Here is a 14,852-nt window from a genome sequence, read left to right on the forward strand (position 1 = left end):
GGGGCCGAGAAGAGAGTGACGATGACCGAGGCACGGGAATCGGCCGGCCCGAACGACACCACGCACGCTCGGCACATGCCCGGCACACCTTGCTGGGTGAGCCTGATGGTGCATGAGATGGCCGCGACCCAGGACTTCTACGGAGCGCTGTTCGGCTGGGAGTTCCAGCCCGGCCCCCAGCAGCTCGGCCCCTACGCGCGAGCGCTGCTCGACGGCCACGAGGTGGCCGGGATCGGCCAGTTGCCGCCCGACCGGCACCTGCCCATCGCCTGGACGCCGTACTTCGCGTCGGCGGACGTGGACCAGACCGCCGAGACGGTACGGCTCAGCGGTGGAACCGTGGGCGTGGGACCGCTCGACGCCGCCGAGGCCGGCCGTCTGGCGATCGCCTCCGACACGTCGGGCGCCGTCTTCGGCATCTGGCAGGTGGTGGCCCACCCCGGCACGGAGATCACCGGCGTGCCGGGCACCCCGGTGTGGAACGAGCTCGTGACGCGCGACACCGAGAGTGTCGTCAAGTTCTACCAGGGGGTCTTCGGCTACGAACTGGAGCCGACCGTCTCGCCCGGCTTCGACTACGTGACCCTGCACATCGACGGCCACCCGGTGGCGGGCATCCACGGGGTCGGGAACACTCTGCCCCGCGACCGCGGTCCGCACTGGCTGACGTACTTCGAGGCCGCCGACGTGGACGACACCGTCCGCCGCGTCACGGAACTCGGCGGGCATCTCATCGGATCGGCCCAGGACTCCCCGTACGGCCGTGTGGCGACCGTGGCGGATCCGGAGGGCGCCACGTTCTCCCTGATCCATGCCGTCACGTGAGGCGGCGAGCCACCGTGCCCGACGGGCCGACGGGCCGACGGGCCGGACGCCAGGGCGTCGGGGCCGGGGAGCAGGCTTCGGGAAAGGGCCCCGGGAACAGGTCTCAGGCCGAGGCGATCGGCAGGACGTCGGGTGACAGGGCGCTCGCGTGGGCCGTGGCGGCTGTCATACGGCGACGGTGGTGCCGGCGGCAGAGGACCTCGTAGCCGATGTCGTCGGGCTGGTTGACGTCGCCGACGACGACCTGGGCGCCCTCGACGACCATCTCGCCGCCCACGGTGCGGGCGTTGTGCGTGGCGCGGGCGCCGCACCAGCACAGGGCCTCCACCTGGAGGACCTCGACCCGGTCGGCCAGTTCGACGAGACGCTGGGAGCCCGGGAAGAGCTTGGAGCGGAAGTCGGTGGTGATCCCGAAGGCGAAGACGTCGACGCCCAGGTCGTCGACCACGCGGGCCAGCTGGTCGATCTGCCGGGGGGCCAGGAACTGGGCCTCGTCCGCGATCACGTAGTCCGCCCGGCCGCCCTGGGAGAGGTGGTCGACCAGATAGGCGTACAGGTCCTGGTCGTCGGCCACCTCGACCGCGTCGGTGACCAGGCCGAGGCGCGAGGAGAGCTTGCCCTCGCCCGCGCGGTCGTCGCGCGTGAAGATCATGCCCTGCAGACCCCGCGCCGAGCGGTTGTGCTCGATCTGGAGAGCCAGCGTGGACTTCCCGCAGTCCATCGTTCCGGAGAAGAACACCAGCTCGGGCATGGGGAGTTGAGTACCTTTCGGCAACGGAGGCAGGGGAAAGGAAGGAGGGCGTCAGGAGCGTACTTGGAGGAGCGGCACCAGCTGCTCGACGGGGGTCATCGAACCGTGGTTGCCGACCATCGCCGACTCCTTCGGCTCCCGCTCGGACGCGATGATCAGGACGTCGTCCTGGGCGGCCGCGACGACGTCACCCAGTCGGGCGTACACCCGCTCGTCGACCTGCGGGCCGAACCAGCCCGCCGCGATCGCCTCGTCCCGGGAGGCGATCCAGAACTGCTCGCCGAGGACCTCGCGCCAGCAGGCGAGCACGTCCGCCTCGGCTCCCGGGACCGCGTACACATGGCGGGCACGGCCTTCGCCGCCCAGCAGGGCGACCCCGGCGCGCAGCTCCCAGTCCTCGTCGAAGTCGATGCGGTGCTGCTCGTCGAACGGGATGTCGATCATGCCGTGGTCGGCTGTGACGTACAGCGACGAGCGCGGCGGCAGCTGCTCCGCGAGGCGCTGGACCAGCCGGTCGACGTACATCAGCTGGCCGCGCCAGGGGTCCGAGTCGACGCCGAAGCGGTGGCCCTTGCCGTCCACCTCCGCGTAGTACGTGTAGACCAAGGAGCGGTCCCCGGCGGCCAGTTGCTCGGCCGCGAAGTCCATGCGCTCCTCGCCGGTCAGCCGGCCGTGGAACGTCCCGCCGCTCAGCGCGATCTTGGTCAGCGGTGTGTTCTGGAAGGTGGGCGAGGAGACCTGGGCGGTGTGCACACCCGCCGCGTCGGCCAGCTGGAAGATCGTGGGGTAGGGCTGCCAGGCACGCGGATCGGTCCACGGGTTCCAGCGGAGCTGGTTCATCAGCTCGCCGGTGGCGGGGTTGCGCGCGGTGTAGCCGGGCAGGCCGTGCGCGCCCGGGGGCAGGCCGGTGCCGACGGAGGCGAGGGAGGTCGCGGTGGTGGCCGGGTAGCCCGCGGTGATGGGACGGCCTGTGCCGCCCCGCGAGGACGCCAGGAGCGACGTCATGAAGGGCGCCTCGTCCGGGTGGGCCCTGAGCTGCTCCCAGCCGAGACCGTCGATCAGGAACACGCAGTTCCGGTCGGCTGCCGTCAGCTCCGGTATGGCGGCCCTCGCGCCGGGCACGGACATGCCGGCGGCGAGCGTGGGCAGCAGATCGGCCAGCGAGCCGGCGCCGTACTCGGGGACGGGCGCGGAGCCGATGGCGAGCGGTTCCGGGTGGTCCCAGGTGGGCAGGGCCATCAGCGGGTGGTGTCCGCGGTCGCCTCGGAGAGGGACTGTGCGAAGGCGAGGGCCTGACGGACGGTCTCCGGGCCGTCCCCGGCTTCGCTGACGCGCAGGCTCAGGTCGTCGGCCGTCGAGTTGCCCGTGTAGCCGTGATCGGCCTCGCAGTTGGCGTCACCGCAGGCGGCCGGTTCCAGGTCGATGCGGGAGACGGCGCCCCAGCCGATGGTCAGGACCACCTCGCGGGGCAGCGTGCCGGGGGTGTACGACTCGGGGTTCGCGACGACGCGGCTGACGACGACGGACGAGATCCGGCCGATCTTGACCGACTCCGTCGAGGTCGTGGCGTACGGCGTCGGGGACGTGGTGTCCGCGTTCTGCTCGTCGGTGTGGCTGACGATGAAGCGGTTGCCGGTGAGGACGAGCACAGTGACGTGCCGGCGCACCTCGTTCGCGTCGAACGTCGTCTCCTGGTGGACCAGGTACGACCGGATGGTCTCGCCGCCGATCGCGGCCTCCACCGCCTCGGCCACGAGGGCCGGGTAGTAGCCGCTGCGCTCGATCGCCGCTCGCAGCCCCTGGGTCGTCGTACTGGTCTTGGCCATGTCGTCCATCCTACGGGGGCCCACTGACTGCGAGGCACCGCTCGCGGCGGTCTGTCGTGGACGGAACAGATCCAACGAGCGACGGCGACCGGGAGGACGTGCGTACGGCGGCAGCGGCGACGCGGCCGGGACCGGGGAGCGCTGCGGCGCACCGGACGGGTGGCGGACGAGCGGGGCAGCACCTGGGACCACGGACAGACGTCCGGGACGAGGACTTCCCCGGCGGCACCGCGCGGGCGACGGCCGGCGGGCAGGGCCTGACCAGGTCAGGCCGCGCACCGGCTGGGGGCAGTGCCCGTCGGACGCCCCGGGTTGCCCGGACAGCTCAGACGACTCAGGCGACTCAGACGACAGGCAGTGTCCGGGGGCCGAGGTCGTCCCGGAGCGGGGCGCGGGCCAGTCGTACCGTGGCCCCCAGCACGCTCAGACCGGTCGGGGCGACCACCACCGGCTCCAGCGAGACCGCGACGACCTCGGGGTGGTCGTCGACCAGCCGGGACACCCGCAGCATGAGTTCTTCGAGGGCCGCCGTGTCGACCGGCGCGGAGCCCCGCCAGCCGAACAGCAGCGGTGCCGTCCGGATCGACCGGACCAGTGAGGTCGCGTCCCGGTCGGTGACCGGAATCAGCCGGTGCGCCGTGTCCCCGAGCAACTCGGAGGCGGCTCCGGCGAGCCCGAAGGAGAGCACCGCCCCGGCCGCCGGGTCGATCACCGCGCGGACGACCGTGTCGACGCCGCGCGGCGCCATCCCCTGCACGACCGGGCGCAGCACCGTCGGTGTCCCGAACAGCTCGGTCAACTCCGTGTACGCCCGGCGCAGTTGTTCCTCGTCCGCCAGGTCCAGCCGTACGCCGCCCAGGTCGGCGCGGTGCCGCAGGTGCGGGGCGGTGGTCTTGAGGGCCACGGGGTAACCGAGGGAGCGCGCGGCCGCCACGGCGTCGTCCGGTGTGGGGGCGGGCAGGGCACGGTGGACGTCGATGCCGTACCGCCCGAGCAGCGCCCCCGTCTCCTCGCCTCCGAGCGTCAGCCCCTCCCCGCGCGCGAGGAGGTCGTCGATCAGCTGCGCCGCTCCCTTTTCGTCGATGTCCTCGTACTCCGGCACCTTGCCGGGCTCGCCGGCGTCCATGCGCCACTGGGCGTACTTGACGGCTTCGGCGAGGGCGCGGACGGCTCGCTCGGCGGCGGGGTAGGCGGGGATGAGCCGGGAGTCCGACGCGGCGTCGGCGCTCACCGCGGTGGGCGAGCGGTCCGCGGGGTGGAACCGGGCGCCGGGCGCCGCACCGGGTGCCGTCTCGGCGGGCTGGGGAGCGGTGCTCGCGGCGGCGGACAGTGCCTCGGCGAGCCCGCCCAGTTCGACGTGCACCACGAGCACGGGTTTCGCCGGAGCCGCCGCGGCGGAGGACCGGAGGGCCTCGGCCAGCGCCGCGTCGGCGGCCGGGGTCTCCCCCACCGCCGGTATGGCCGTCACGACCACGGCGTCACAGCCGTCGTCGGCGAGGGCCTCGGACAGCGCCCGGTGGAAGTCCTCCGCCGAGGCCGCCGTGGTCAGGTCACGCGGCGGCAGGGGCCTGAGCCCTTCGGCGAGACACGCGTCGTACGTCAGAAGCCCCAGCGACTCGGAGTTCCCGAGGATCGCCACGCGGGGTCCCCTGGGGAGCGGCTGGCGCGCCAGCAGGAGGCCCGCGTCGACGAGTTCGGTGATCGTGTCCACCCGGATCACTCCGGCCTGGCGCAGGAGCGCGGACACGGTGGTGTGCGGCAACCGGGTGGCCCGTACGGCGTGCCCCTGGGGTGCGGCTCCGCCGTGCCGCGCCCCCTGGACCACGACCAGAGGTTTCGCCGCCGCCGTCCGTCGCGCGAGGCGGGTGAACTTGCGCGGGTTGCCGATGGATTCGAGGTACATCAGGGCGACGTCGGTGTCCGGGTCGTCGTACCAGTACTGAAGGACGTCGTTGCCGGACACGTCCGCCCGGTTCCCCGACGAGATGAAGGTCGACACGCCGGTCACGCCCGTGACGCCACCGCCTCGCCGGTGCAGCCGGGACAACAGGGCGATGCCGATGGCACCGGACTGCGCGAACAGGCCGATCCGGCCCGGGCGGGGCATCTGGGGAGCGAGCGAGGCGTTCAGACGCACTTCGGGGGAGGTGTTGATGACTCCGAAGGCGTTGGGCCCGATGATGCGCATCCCGTACGTGCGCGCCTGCCGTACGAGTTCGCGCTGGCGCTCACGTCCTTCGGCGCCGCTCTCGGCGTACCCGGCGGAGACCACCACGAGTCCCTGCACGCCGTGTTCGCCGCATTCCGTGACGACCTCGGGGACCTGCTCGGCGGGCACGGCGACGACGGCCAGGTCGACGGGCTCGGCGATGTCCCGGACGGAGCGGTGGGCCGGGACTCCGTCGAGTTCCTTCTCCTGGAGCGCCGTGTTCACGGCGTACAGGCGTCCGGTGAACCCGGCCTCGCGCAGGTTGTCGAGGACGCTGCGGCCGACACCACCGGGTGTGCGCCCGGCGCCGATGACGGCGACCGAGCCGGGGGCGAGCAGCCGCTGCACGGACCGGGCCTCGGCGCGCTGTTCCCGCGCACGCTGCACGGCGAGCGACCGGTCGGTGGGTTCGAGGTCGAACTCCAGGCGTACGACGCCGTCCTCGAAGCTGCGCTTCTGGGTGTACCCGGCGTCCGTGAACACCTTGATCATCTTGTTGTTGGCGGGCAGCACCTCGGCGGCGAAGCGGCGGATGTCGCGTTCACGGGCCACGGCCCCGATGTGCTCGAGCAGGGCCGAGGCGACGCCGCGGCCCTGATGGGCGTCCTGCACGAGGAAGGCGACCTCGGCCTCGTCGGCGGGCGAGGACGCGGGCAGGCCGTCGGCGTCGATCCGGTCGTAGCGCACGGTGGCGATGAACTCGCCGCCCACCGTGGCCGCGAGACCCACCCGGTCCACGAAGTCGTGGTGGGTGAACCGGTGGACGTCCTTGGCGGACAGGCGCGGATACGGCGCGAAGAAGCGGTAGTACTTCGACTCGTCGGACACCTGCTCGTAGAAGCTGACCAGGCGTTCGGCGTCGTCCACGGTGATGGGCCTGATGCGCGCGGTGCCGCCGTCGCGCAGCACCACGTCGGCCTCCCAGTGAGCGGGGTACTCGTGCCGGTCCGACGAGGTCTGCATGGGCCCCAGAGTACGGCTCGCGTAGGACAACGGCGCGAGGCAGTCTGTGGAGACGGACGCCGGAGCGAGACCGCGGTCCGCCATCACCGCGGACGGACGAAGGACCGCCCGGGCACGCCTCACGATATGGGACACTGGTCTAGACAACCCGGAACACCCGAAGGGCAGCATCACATGGCTGAGCGCCGCGTCAACGTCGGCTGGAACGAGGGCCTCCACGCCCGCCCCGCCTCCATCTTCGTCCGGGCCACCACGGCCTCCGGCATCCCCGTGACGATCGCCAAGGCCGACGGCAACCCCGTCAACGCGGCCTCCATGCTCGCGGTCCTCGGCCTGGGCGCCCAGGGCGGCGAAGAGATCGTCCTCGCGTCGGACGCCGAGGGCGCGGACGTCGCTCTCGACCGTCTGGCGAGGCTCGTCGCCGAGGGGCTCGACGAACTCCCCGAGACCGTCTGAGCCCACAAGGCACCCGGGACACCTACGGCTGAGCCGCGCCACCCCTTCTCCGGGCGGCGCGGCTCAGCCGTTTTCCGTACCCCGTTCAGGAATTCCCCGGCGGAACGCGCGACCCGCGCCGCACGGTCACGAGAATAGCGCTCGCCGAAATTCCTGGCGCGCGAACAAAAGGGCATCAGAAATAGGCCCCTGCCGAATATCCCTCTTTGTATACGGCGCCCGTGTTAATGACGCGGGCCCGTCATGTTTACGGGATGTTGCGAAGTTCTCACACGTTCCGGCCGATCTCCGCCGCCGGGAAAGCGGAGCCGGTGCGCGGTCGTCGCACGCTCGGCGTGCAGGGCCGTGATCGCGCGGGCCCGCTCGCTGTCGCCGCGGGCGACCGCGTCCACGATGCCGCCGTGCTCCGCCCAGGACTCCGCGGGATTGGCCGGCGCCTCCACCGAGTACATCCAGGCGATCTTGTGTCGCAGCTGGGCGAGTGTGGAGGTCAGCGCCGGGCTGCCGGACGCCTGTGCGAGCGTCTCGTGGAACCAGCCGCCCAGGGAGCGCAGATCCTCGCTGTGGCCTCTCCTGGAACGTTCCTGCCCCAGCCTGACCAGGCCCCGGAGCACCTTGAGGTGGGCCTCCGTGCGCCGCTGGGCGGCCCGCGCGGCACCCAGCGGCTCCAGCAGCATCCGCATCTCCAGGAGGTCCGCCGCCTCCTGTTCGGTGGGTTCCGCGACGCACGCGCCCGCGTGCCGGCGGGTGACCACGAAGCCCTCGGCCTCCAGCGTGCGCAGGGCCTCGCGCACGGGGACGCGCGAGACGCCGTAGCGCCGCGCGAGCAGTTCCTCGGTCAGCCGGCCGCCACGCTCGTAGACACCCGCGACGATGTCGTCACGGATCGCCGTGCATACCGAGTGCGCCGGAATACGCATGACCGGACCTCCGCTTTAATCCCCGCGAAACGCCATCGATTGACGCTTGTTCAGTGACTCTATTGCAGGAAGCCGGAATTTCCGATGGCAGGCCTGAATCCATGGATATTTTTTGGACAGACGGCCTCGGGAAACGATGATGCCCCGGCTCGGTGAGCCGGGGCATCGAAAGCGGTGGAGAAGCGGCGAAGCGGTCGTCAGACGTTGACGCCGTGCGTACGCAGGTACGCGACCGGGTTCATGTCCGAGCCGTACTCGGCGGTCGTACGGGCCTCGAAGTGCAGGTGCGGACCGGTGGTGTTGCCGGTGTCCCCGGAGAGAGCGATCTGCTGCCCCGGAGTGACCGTCTGGCCCACGGACACACCGATGGACGAGAGGTGGCCGTACATGGTGTACGTGCCGTCGTGCATCTTGATCACGACTTGATTGCCGTAGGCACCGCCCCAGCCGGCCGTGACGACCGTGCCGGAGCCGACGGCGTGAACCGAGGTGCCGGACGCGGCGTGGAAGTCGACGCCGGTGTGGCTGCCGGAGGACCAGAGGCTGCTGCTGGCCTGGTAGCCGGTGGAGACGTACGAACCGGTGATCGGCATGACGAAGGTGTTCAGGCGCTTGCGCTCGGCCTCGCGGGCGGCGCGCTCCTTGTCCTCGCGGGCCTTCGCGGCCTGCTCGGCCGCGTGCCTGCGGGCGGTCTGCTCGGCCTTCTTCCGCGCGGCGGCCTCGTCGGCGGCGCGCTGCTGCGCGAAGGCCTGGGCGTCGATCTGGTCGGCGACCGAGTCGCCGATGATGACGGCCTGGGTCAGCCCGGTCTGCTCGACGGAGGATTCCGCGGCGAAGGCGGGGGCGGCCAGGGTTCCGATGACACCGGTGGTGGTCAGGGCCGCGACGCCGACGGCGCTCGTGGTCGTGCTGTGCACCCGGTTCGGACGACGATGCTTCCCGGTGCCACAGGTGAACGCCATGTAGGGGCTGATCCTTTCCTTCCCTCTCGCCTACCGGGTTAGCTGACGGGTTCGGAGCAGGAAGGTCTCCTACGGACTCCCTCCTGGGAGGGCGTCCGATTCACCCCAGGGACTACGTGTGGGTCCCCGGCTCCCCTGGCTCGCGCCATGCGGGGACTCGGCGATGACTGTCCGGTGCCGCGGGCGCGGCGCACTGCCTGACGAACAGCCGGACCGACGCTAAACGGGGTGTCATTCGAACAACAAACAGATCACGGTTTTTGTAGCGCATCCCACAGACCAGAAGGGCAACCTCCATACCAATACGGACATCTTGGGGACGGCTTCCGGGTAAAAGGGGGCCCTGGTGACTCTTCGGTCACCAGGGCCCCCTCGGTCGCGCGGGCTCTACTCGGCGGTCACCACGCTGACTTCACCGATTCCGAGCGCCTTGACGGGCTCCTCGATCTGCGCGGCGTCGCCCACCAGTACGGTCACCAGACGGTCCGTCGGAAAAGCGCTCACGGCGGCCGCGGTGGCCTCCACGGTGCCGGTGGCGGCCAGTTGCTGATAGAGCGTCGACTGGTAGTCGTCCGGCAGGTACTGCTCGACCTGGTCGGCGAGCGTGCTCGCGACGGCCGCCGCCGTCTCGAACTTGAGGGGCGCCACGCCCACCAGGTTCTGCACGGCGATGTCCCGCTCGGCGTCGGTCAGCCCCTCGGCCGCGAGGGTGCGCAGCACCTTCCACAGGTCGTCGAGCGCCGGACCCGTGTTCGGGGTGTCCACCGAGCCGCTGATGGCGAGCATCGCGACGCCCGTGCCGTCCGGCGCGGCGCGCAGGACCTGACCGAACGCCCGTACGCCGTAGGTGTAGCCCTTCTCCTCGCGCAGGACGCGGTCGAGGCGCGAGGTGAGGGTGCCGCCGAGGCAGTACGTGCCGAGCACCTGGGCCGGCCACACACGGTCGTGCCGGTCGGCGCCGACACGGCCGATGAGCAGCTGCGTCTGGACGGCGCCGGGGCGGTCGACGATGATCACGCGCCCGGTGTCGTCGGCGTTCACCGGCGGCACGGGACGCGGCTCGGCCGACGAACCGGTCCAGGAGCCGACTGTGTCGCCGAGCAGTTCGTCGAGGTCGACGCCGGTCAGGTCGCCGACGACGACGGCGGTGGCCGTCGCGGGGCGAACGTGCTTCTCGTAGAAGGCGCGTACGGCCGCGGAGTCGATCGTCTGGACGGTCTCCTCGGTGCCCTGGCGCGGGCGCGACATGCGCGCGCTCGCCGGGAACAGCTCCTTGGAGAGCTCCTTGGCGGCACGACGGGCCGGGTTGGCCGTCTCGTGCGGGATCTCGTCCAGCCGGTTGCGCACCAACCGCTCGACCTCGCTGTCCGCGAACGCGGGTGCCCGCAGGGCGTCACTGAGCAGGCCGAGTGCCTTGGCCAGGCGCGAGACGGGCACTTCGAGGGACAGGCGTACGCCGGGGTGGTCGGCGTGCGCGTCGAGCGTGGCGCCGCAGCGCTCCAGCTCGGCGGCGAAGTCCTCGGCCGAGTGCTTGTCGGTGCCCTCGGAGAAGGCGCGCGCCATGATCGTGGCGATGCCGTCCAGGCCCGCGGGCTCGGCCTCCAGGGGCGCGGCGAGGATGATCTCGACGGCGACGACCTGCTGGCCGGGGCGATGGCAGCGCAGCACGGTCAGGCCGTTGTCCAGGGTGCCGCGCTCGGGGGCGGGAAAGGCCCACGGCCTGGGGCTGCCGGCCTGGGGCTGCGGATGGAAGTCCATGGTGGCGAGCTCGGTCACTTCGCCGCCTCCTCGTCGGTCTCGTCAGCGGCGTCGGTCGTTTCGGGTGCGGTCGGCTCGTAGACGAGCACCGCGCGGTTGTCGGGGCGCAGGCGGGCCTTGGCGATCTCCTGGACCTCCTCCGCGGTGACGTCGAGAACGCGCCGCACGGCGGTCAGGGCGAGCTGCGGGTCGCCGAACAGGACGGCGTACCGGCACAGTTCGTCGGCGCGGCCCGCGACGGTGCCGAGCCGGTCCAGCCACTCGCGCTCCAACTGGGCCTGCGCGCGCTCCATTTCCTCGGCCGTGGGGCCCTCCGCGGCGAACCGGGCGAGCTCCTCGTCGACGGCGGCCTCGATGACCGGGACCTCGACGTCGCCGGACGTCTTCACGTCCAGCCACCCCAGGGAGGGCGCTCCGGCGAGGCGCAGCAGGCCGAACCCGGCCGCGACGGCGGTGCGGTCACGGCGTACGAGCCGGTTGTAGAGCCGGGAGGACTCGCCGCCGCCGAGAACGGTGAGCGCGAGGTCGGCCGCGTCGCACGCGCGCGTGCCGTCCTCCGGGAGCCGGTAGGCGGCCATCAGGGCGCGCGCAGGGACCTCTTCCTCGACGACCTCGCGCAGCTGCTCGCCGATGGTGTCGGGCAGCGAGCCGTCACGCGGGGCGGCCTTGCCGTCGTGGCCGGGGATGGAACCGAAGTACTTCTCGACCCAGGCGAGCGCCTGCTCCGGGTCGATGTCCCCGACGACCGACAGAACCGCGTTGTTGGGCGCGTAGTAGGTGCGGAAGAACGCGCGGGCGTCCTCCAGGGTGGCCGCGTCCAGGTCCGTCATCGACCCGATCGGGGTGTGGTGGTACGGGTGGCCCGCGGGGTACGAGAGCGCGGTGAGCTTCTCGAACGCGGTGCCGTACGGAACGTTGTCGTAGCGCTGCCGGCGTTCGTTCTTGACGACGTCGCGCTGGTTCTCCATGGACTCGTCGTCCAGGGCCGCGAGCAGCGAACCCATGCGGTCGGCCTCCAGCCAGAGGGCGAGCTCCAGCTGGTGGGTGGGCATGGTCTCGAAGTAGTTGGTGCGTTCGAAACTCGTCGTGCCGTTGAGCGAGCCGCCGGCGCCCTGCACGAGTTCGAAGTGACCGTTGCCGTGGACCTGCTTGGAGCCCTGGAACATCAGGTGCTCGAAGAGGTGGGCGAGTCCGGTCCGGCCCTTGACCTCGTGGCGCGAGCCGACGTCGTACCAGAGGCACACCGCCGCGACCGGGGTCAGATGGTCCTCGGAGAGCACCACGCGCAGGCCGTTGGCCAGGCGGTGCTCGGTCGCTGTCAGGCCGCCGGAGCCTGCCTCAGCTGTGGCCGTGTGACCCATGGGCATGTACGTCCCTTCGATCGCGGAACTGCGTCATTCCTGTCGGTCCTGCCACTGTATGCAAGCGCGCGGACGGCTGGCGAAGTTCCCGCACCTCGTACGCCGAGAGCGAGACTTACGCGTGTCCCTGACACACCCCGGAGAATCCCCCGAGAACCACCGCGAAGGGGCCTGGGGCCCGCCGGGTACCGGGCCCGGGGGCTGCTCGGAAGCGGTCTCGGCGGCGTCCGGGGAGGGCCCCGCGGGGGCGCTATGGACGGGTCGCGGTCCGGGTTGTCAGTGGGGCGGTCCACAATGGTGCGCGTCAGAACCCGTTCATGCCCCGGCAGAGACTGTGAAGGAGCCGCAGCAGCGATGGCCCGCCGCAGCACGAAGACCCCGCCGCCCGACGACTCGTACGAGGAGAAGATCCTCGACATCGACGTCGTGGACGAGATGCAGGGCTCCTTCCTCGAATACGCGTACTCGGTCATCTACTCGCGAGCCCTGCCGGACGCCCGAGACGGCCTCAAGCCGGTGCACCGCCGCATCGTGTACCAGATGAACGAGATGGGCCTGCGCCCCGACCGCGGCTATGTGAAGTGTGCCCGCGTCGTCGGCGAGGTCATGGGTAAGCTCCACCCGCACGGCGACGCGTCCATCTACGACGCCCTGGTGCGTCTGGCGCAGCCCTTCTCCATGCGTCTGCCCCTGGTCGACGGCCACGGCAACTTCGGCTCGCTCGGCAACGACGACCCGCCGGCCGCGATGCGTTACACCGAGTGCCGGATGGCCGACGCGACGTCGTTGATGACGGAGTCCATCGACGAGGACACGGTCGACTTCTCGCCCAACTACGACGGCCAGGAGCGGGAGCCGGTAGCCCTGCCCGCCGCCTTCCCGAACCTCCTGGTCAACGGCTCGTCGGGCATCGCGGTCGGCATGGCGACCAACATGCCGCCGCACAACCTCGGCGAGGTCATCGCCGCCGCCCGTCACCTCATCCGGTACCCGGGCGCCGACCTCGAGACGCTGATGAAGCACGTCCCGGGCCCCGACCTGCCCACCGGCGGCCGGATCGTCGGCCTCTCCGGGATCAGGGACGCGTACGAGACGGGGCGCGGCACTTTCAAGATCCGCGCCACGGTTTCGGTGGAGGACGTCACGGCGCGCCGCAAGGGCATCGTCGTCACCGAACTGCCGTTCACCGTCGGCCCGGAGAAGGTGATCGCCAAGATCAAGGACCTGGTCGGCGCGAAGAGGCTCCAGGGCATCGCCGACGTCAAGGACCTCACCGACCGCGCGCACGGACTGCGTCTGGTCATCGAGATCAAGAACGGCTTCGTGCCGGAGGCGGTCCTCGAACAGCTCTACAAGCTGACGCCGATGGAGGAGTCCTTCGGCATCAATAACGTGGCGCTGGTGGACGGTCAGCCGCTCACCCTGGGCCTCAAGGAGCTGCTGGAGGTCTACCTCGACCACCGCTTCGAGGTCGTGCGCCGCCGCAGCGAGTTCCGCCGCAGCAAGAAGCGCGACCGGCTGCACCTGGTCGAGGGGCTCCTCGTCGCCCTCCTGGACATCGACGAGGTCATCCGCCTGATCCGCTCCAGCGACAACTCGGCGCAGGCCAAGGAACGCCTGATCGAGCACTTCTCGCTCTCCGAGATCCAGACGCAGTACATCCTGGACACGCCGCTGCGCCGCCTCACCCGGTTCGACCGCATCGAGCTGGAGTCGGAGCGCGACCGGCTCAACGGCGAGATCGACGAGCTGACCGGCATCCTGGACTCGGACGCGGAGCTGCGCAAGCTGGTCTCCGGCGAACTGGCCGCGGTGGCCAAGAAGTTCGGCACCGACCGGCGTACGGTCCTCCTGGAGTCCGCCGGCTCCCCCGCGGCGACGGTCTCGCTCCAGGTCGCCGACGACCCGTGCCGGGTGCTGCTGTCCTCGACGGGACTTCTGGCGCGTACGGCCACCGGTGATCCCTTCGGGGAGGACTCCGACGGCAAGCGCACCAAGCACGACGTGATCGTCTCCGCGGTGCCCGCGACGGCACGCGGCGAGATCGGTGCCGTCACGTCACTCGGCCGCCTCCTCCGCCTGAACGTGATCGACCTCCCGCGGCTCCCCGAGACGGCGTCGGCGCCCAATCTCTCCGGCGGTGCTCCGGTCTCGGAGTTCCTGTCCGCCCTGGAGCCGGACGAGACGGTGATCTGTCTGGCGACGCTCGACGAGACATCGCCGGGCCTGGCCATCGGCACGGAGCAGGGTGTCGTCAAGCGTGTGGTGCCCGACTACCCCTCGAACAAGGAGGAGTTGGAGGTCATCACCCTCAAGGACGGCGACCGGATCGTCGGCGCGGTCGAGCTGCGCACCGGTGAGGAGGACCTGGTCTTCATCACGGACGACGCCCAGTTGCTGCGCTACCAGGCCTCGCAGGTGCGCCCGCAGGGCCGCGCCGCCGGTGGCATGGCCGGCATCAAGCTGACCGACGGCGCGAAGGTGATCTCCTTCACGGCCGTCGACCCGGCGGTCGACGCGGTGGTGTTCACGGTGGCGGGTTCGCGCGGGACGCTGGACGACTCCGTCCAGACCACGGCCAAGCTGACTCCCTTCGACCAGTACCCGCGCAAGGGTCGCGCCACGGGCGGTGTGCGCTGCCAGCGTTTCCTGAAGGGCGAGGACTGCCTGTCGCTGGCCTGGGCAGGTCCGACGCCGGGACGCGCGGCGCAGAAGACCGGCATGCCCGTCGACCTGCCGGAGATCGACCCGCGCCGTGACGGCTCGGGTGTGTCGCTGGGGAAGCCGGTGTCGGTGGTCGCGGGCCCGGTCTAGTCCGCGG

General features: G+C 71.2%; 11 protein-coding genes and 1 riboswitch. Of the genes, 3 read left to right on the forward strand and 8 right to left on the reverse strand.

Going from position 1 to position 14,852, the window contains the following annotated elements; genetic code table 11:
• Nucleotides 1-21 precede the first annotated feature (21 nt).
• Nucleotides 22-825: a VOC family protein gene (locus ACWD68_RS00710; RefSeq protein ID WP_451804174.1), complete on the forward strand. Its 804-nt coding sequence runs from the start codon at nt 22-24 to the stop codon at nt 823-825.
• A gap of 103 nt (nt 826-928) precedes the next feature.
• Here the strand turns inward: ACWD68_RS00710 and ACWD68_RS00715 are convergent, their stop codons facing one another.
• From ACWD68_RS00715 to ACWD68_RS00730, 4 genes are all read right to left on the reverse strand, one after another.
• On the reverse strand, nt 929-1,576 hold the full coding sequence (locus ACWD68_RS00715) for a thymidine kinase (RefSeq protein ID WP_451804176.1): 648 nt from the start codon (nt 1,574-1,576) through the stop codon (nt 929-931).
• 51 nt (nt 1,577-1,627) lie between these two features.
• Entirely contained in the window at nt 1,628-2,815 is a 1,188-nt protein-coding gene (locus ACWD68_RS00720) for an alkaline phosphatase family protein (protein WP_451804178.1), read from the reverse strand.
• Entirely contained in the window at nt 2,815-3,402 is a 588-nt protein-coding gene (locus tag ACWD68_RS00725; RefSeq protein ID WP_451804180.1) for a DUF5998 family protein, read from the reverse strand. Before ACWD68_RS00725 ends, ACWD68_RS00720 begins: the two co-directional genes overlap by 1 nt.
• Nucleotides 3,403-3,745: 343 nt before the next feature.
• Nucleotides 3,746-6,574, reverse strand: a complete 2,829-nt coding sequence (locus ACWD68_RS00730) for a bifunctional acetate--CoA ligase family protein/GNAT family N-acetyltransferase (RefSeq protein ID WP_451804182.1) — start codon at nt 6,572-6,574, stop codon at nt 3,746-3,748.
• A gap of 174 nt (nt 6,575-6,748) precedes the next feature.
• Between ACWD68_RS00730 and ACWD68_RS00735 the strand changes: the two genes are divergently transcribed.
• Nucleotides 6,749-7,030: an HPr family phosphocarrier protein gene (locus tag ACWD68_RS00735; RefSeq protein ID WP_451804184.1), complete on the forward strand. Its 282-nt coding sequence runs from the start codon at nt 6,749-6,751 to the stop codon at nt 7,028-7,030.
• A gap of 224 nt (nt 7,031-7,254) precedes the next feature.
• Here ACWD68_RS00735 and ACWD68_RS00740 read toward each other — a convergent pair whose 3' ends face one another.
• The 4 genes from ACWD68_RS00740 to ACWD68_RS00755 all read right to left on the reverse strand — a co-directional run bounded on the left by ACWD68_RS00740 (nt 7,255) and on the right by ACWD68_RS00755 (nt 12,031).
• Nucleotides 7,255-7,950, reverse strand: coding sequence for a GntR family transcriptional regulator (locus ACWD68_RS00740; RefSeq protein ID WP_451804186.1), 696 nt, complete (start codon nt 7,948-7,950; stop codon nt 7,255-7,257).
• 197 nt (nt 7,951-8,147) lie between these two features.
• Complete coding sequence (locus ACWD68_RS00745; protein WP_451804188.1) at nt 8,148-8,912, reverse strand: M23 family metallopeptidase; 765 nt, start codon at nt 8,910-8,912, stop codon at nt 8,148-8,150.
• A gap of 12 nt (nt 8,913-8,924) precedes the next feature.
• Nucleotides 8,925-9,085: riboswitch (cyclic di-AMP (ydaO/yuaA leader) on the reverse strand.
• A gap of 214 nt (nt 9,086-9,299) precedes the next feature.
• Entirely contained in the window at nt 9,300-10,688 is a 1,389-nt protein-coding gene (locus ACWD68_RS00750) for a M16 family metallopeptidase (RefSeq protein WP_451804190.1), read from the reverse strand.
• Nucleotides 10,685-12,031: a M16 family metallopeptidase gene (locus ACWD68_RS00755; protein ID WP_451804404.1), complete on the reverse strand. Its 1,347-nt coding sequence runs from the start codon at nt 12,029-12,031 to the stop codon at nt 10,685-10,687. Before ACWD68_RS00755 ends, ACWD68_RS00750 begins: the two co-directional genes overlap by 4 nt.
• Before the next feature lie 354 nt (nt 12,032-12,385).
• Between ACWD68_RS00755 and ACWD68_RS00760 the strand changes: the two genes are divergently transcribed.
• On the forward strand, nt 12,386-14,845 hold the full coding sequence (locus tag ACWD68_RS00760; RefSeq protein WP_451804192.1) for a DNA gyrase/topoisomerase IV subunit A: 2,460 nt from the start codon (nt 12,386-12,388) through the stop codon (nt 14,843-14,845).
• The last annotated feature ends 7 nt before the right edge of the window (nt 14,846-14,852 follow it).

The sequence above is a fragment of the Streptomyces sp. NPDC005141 genome, assembly GCF_053599975.1.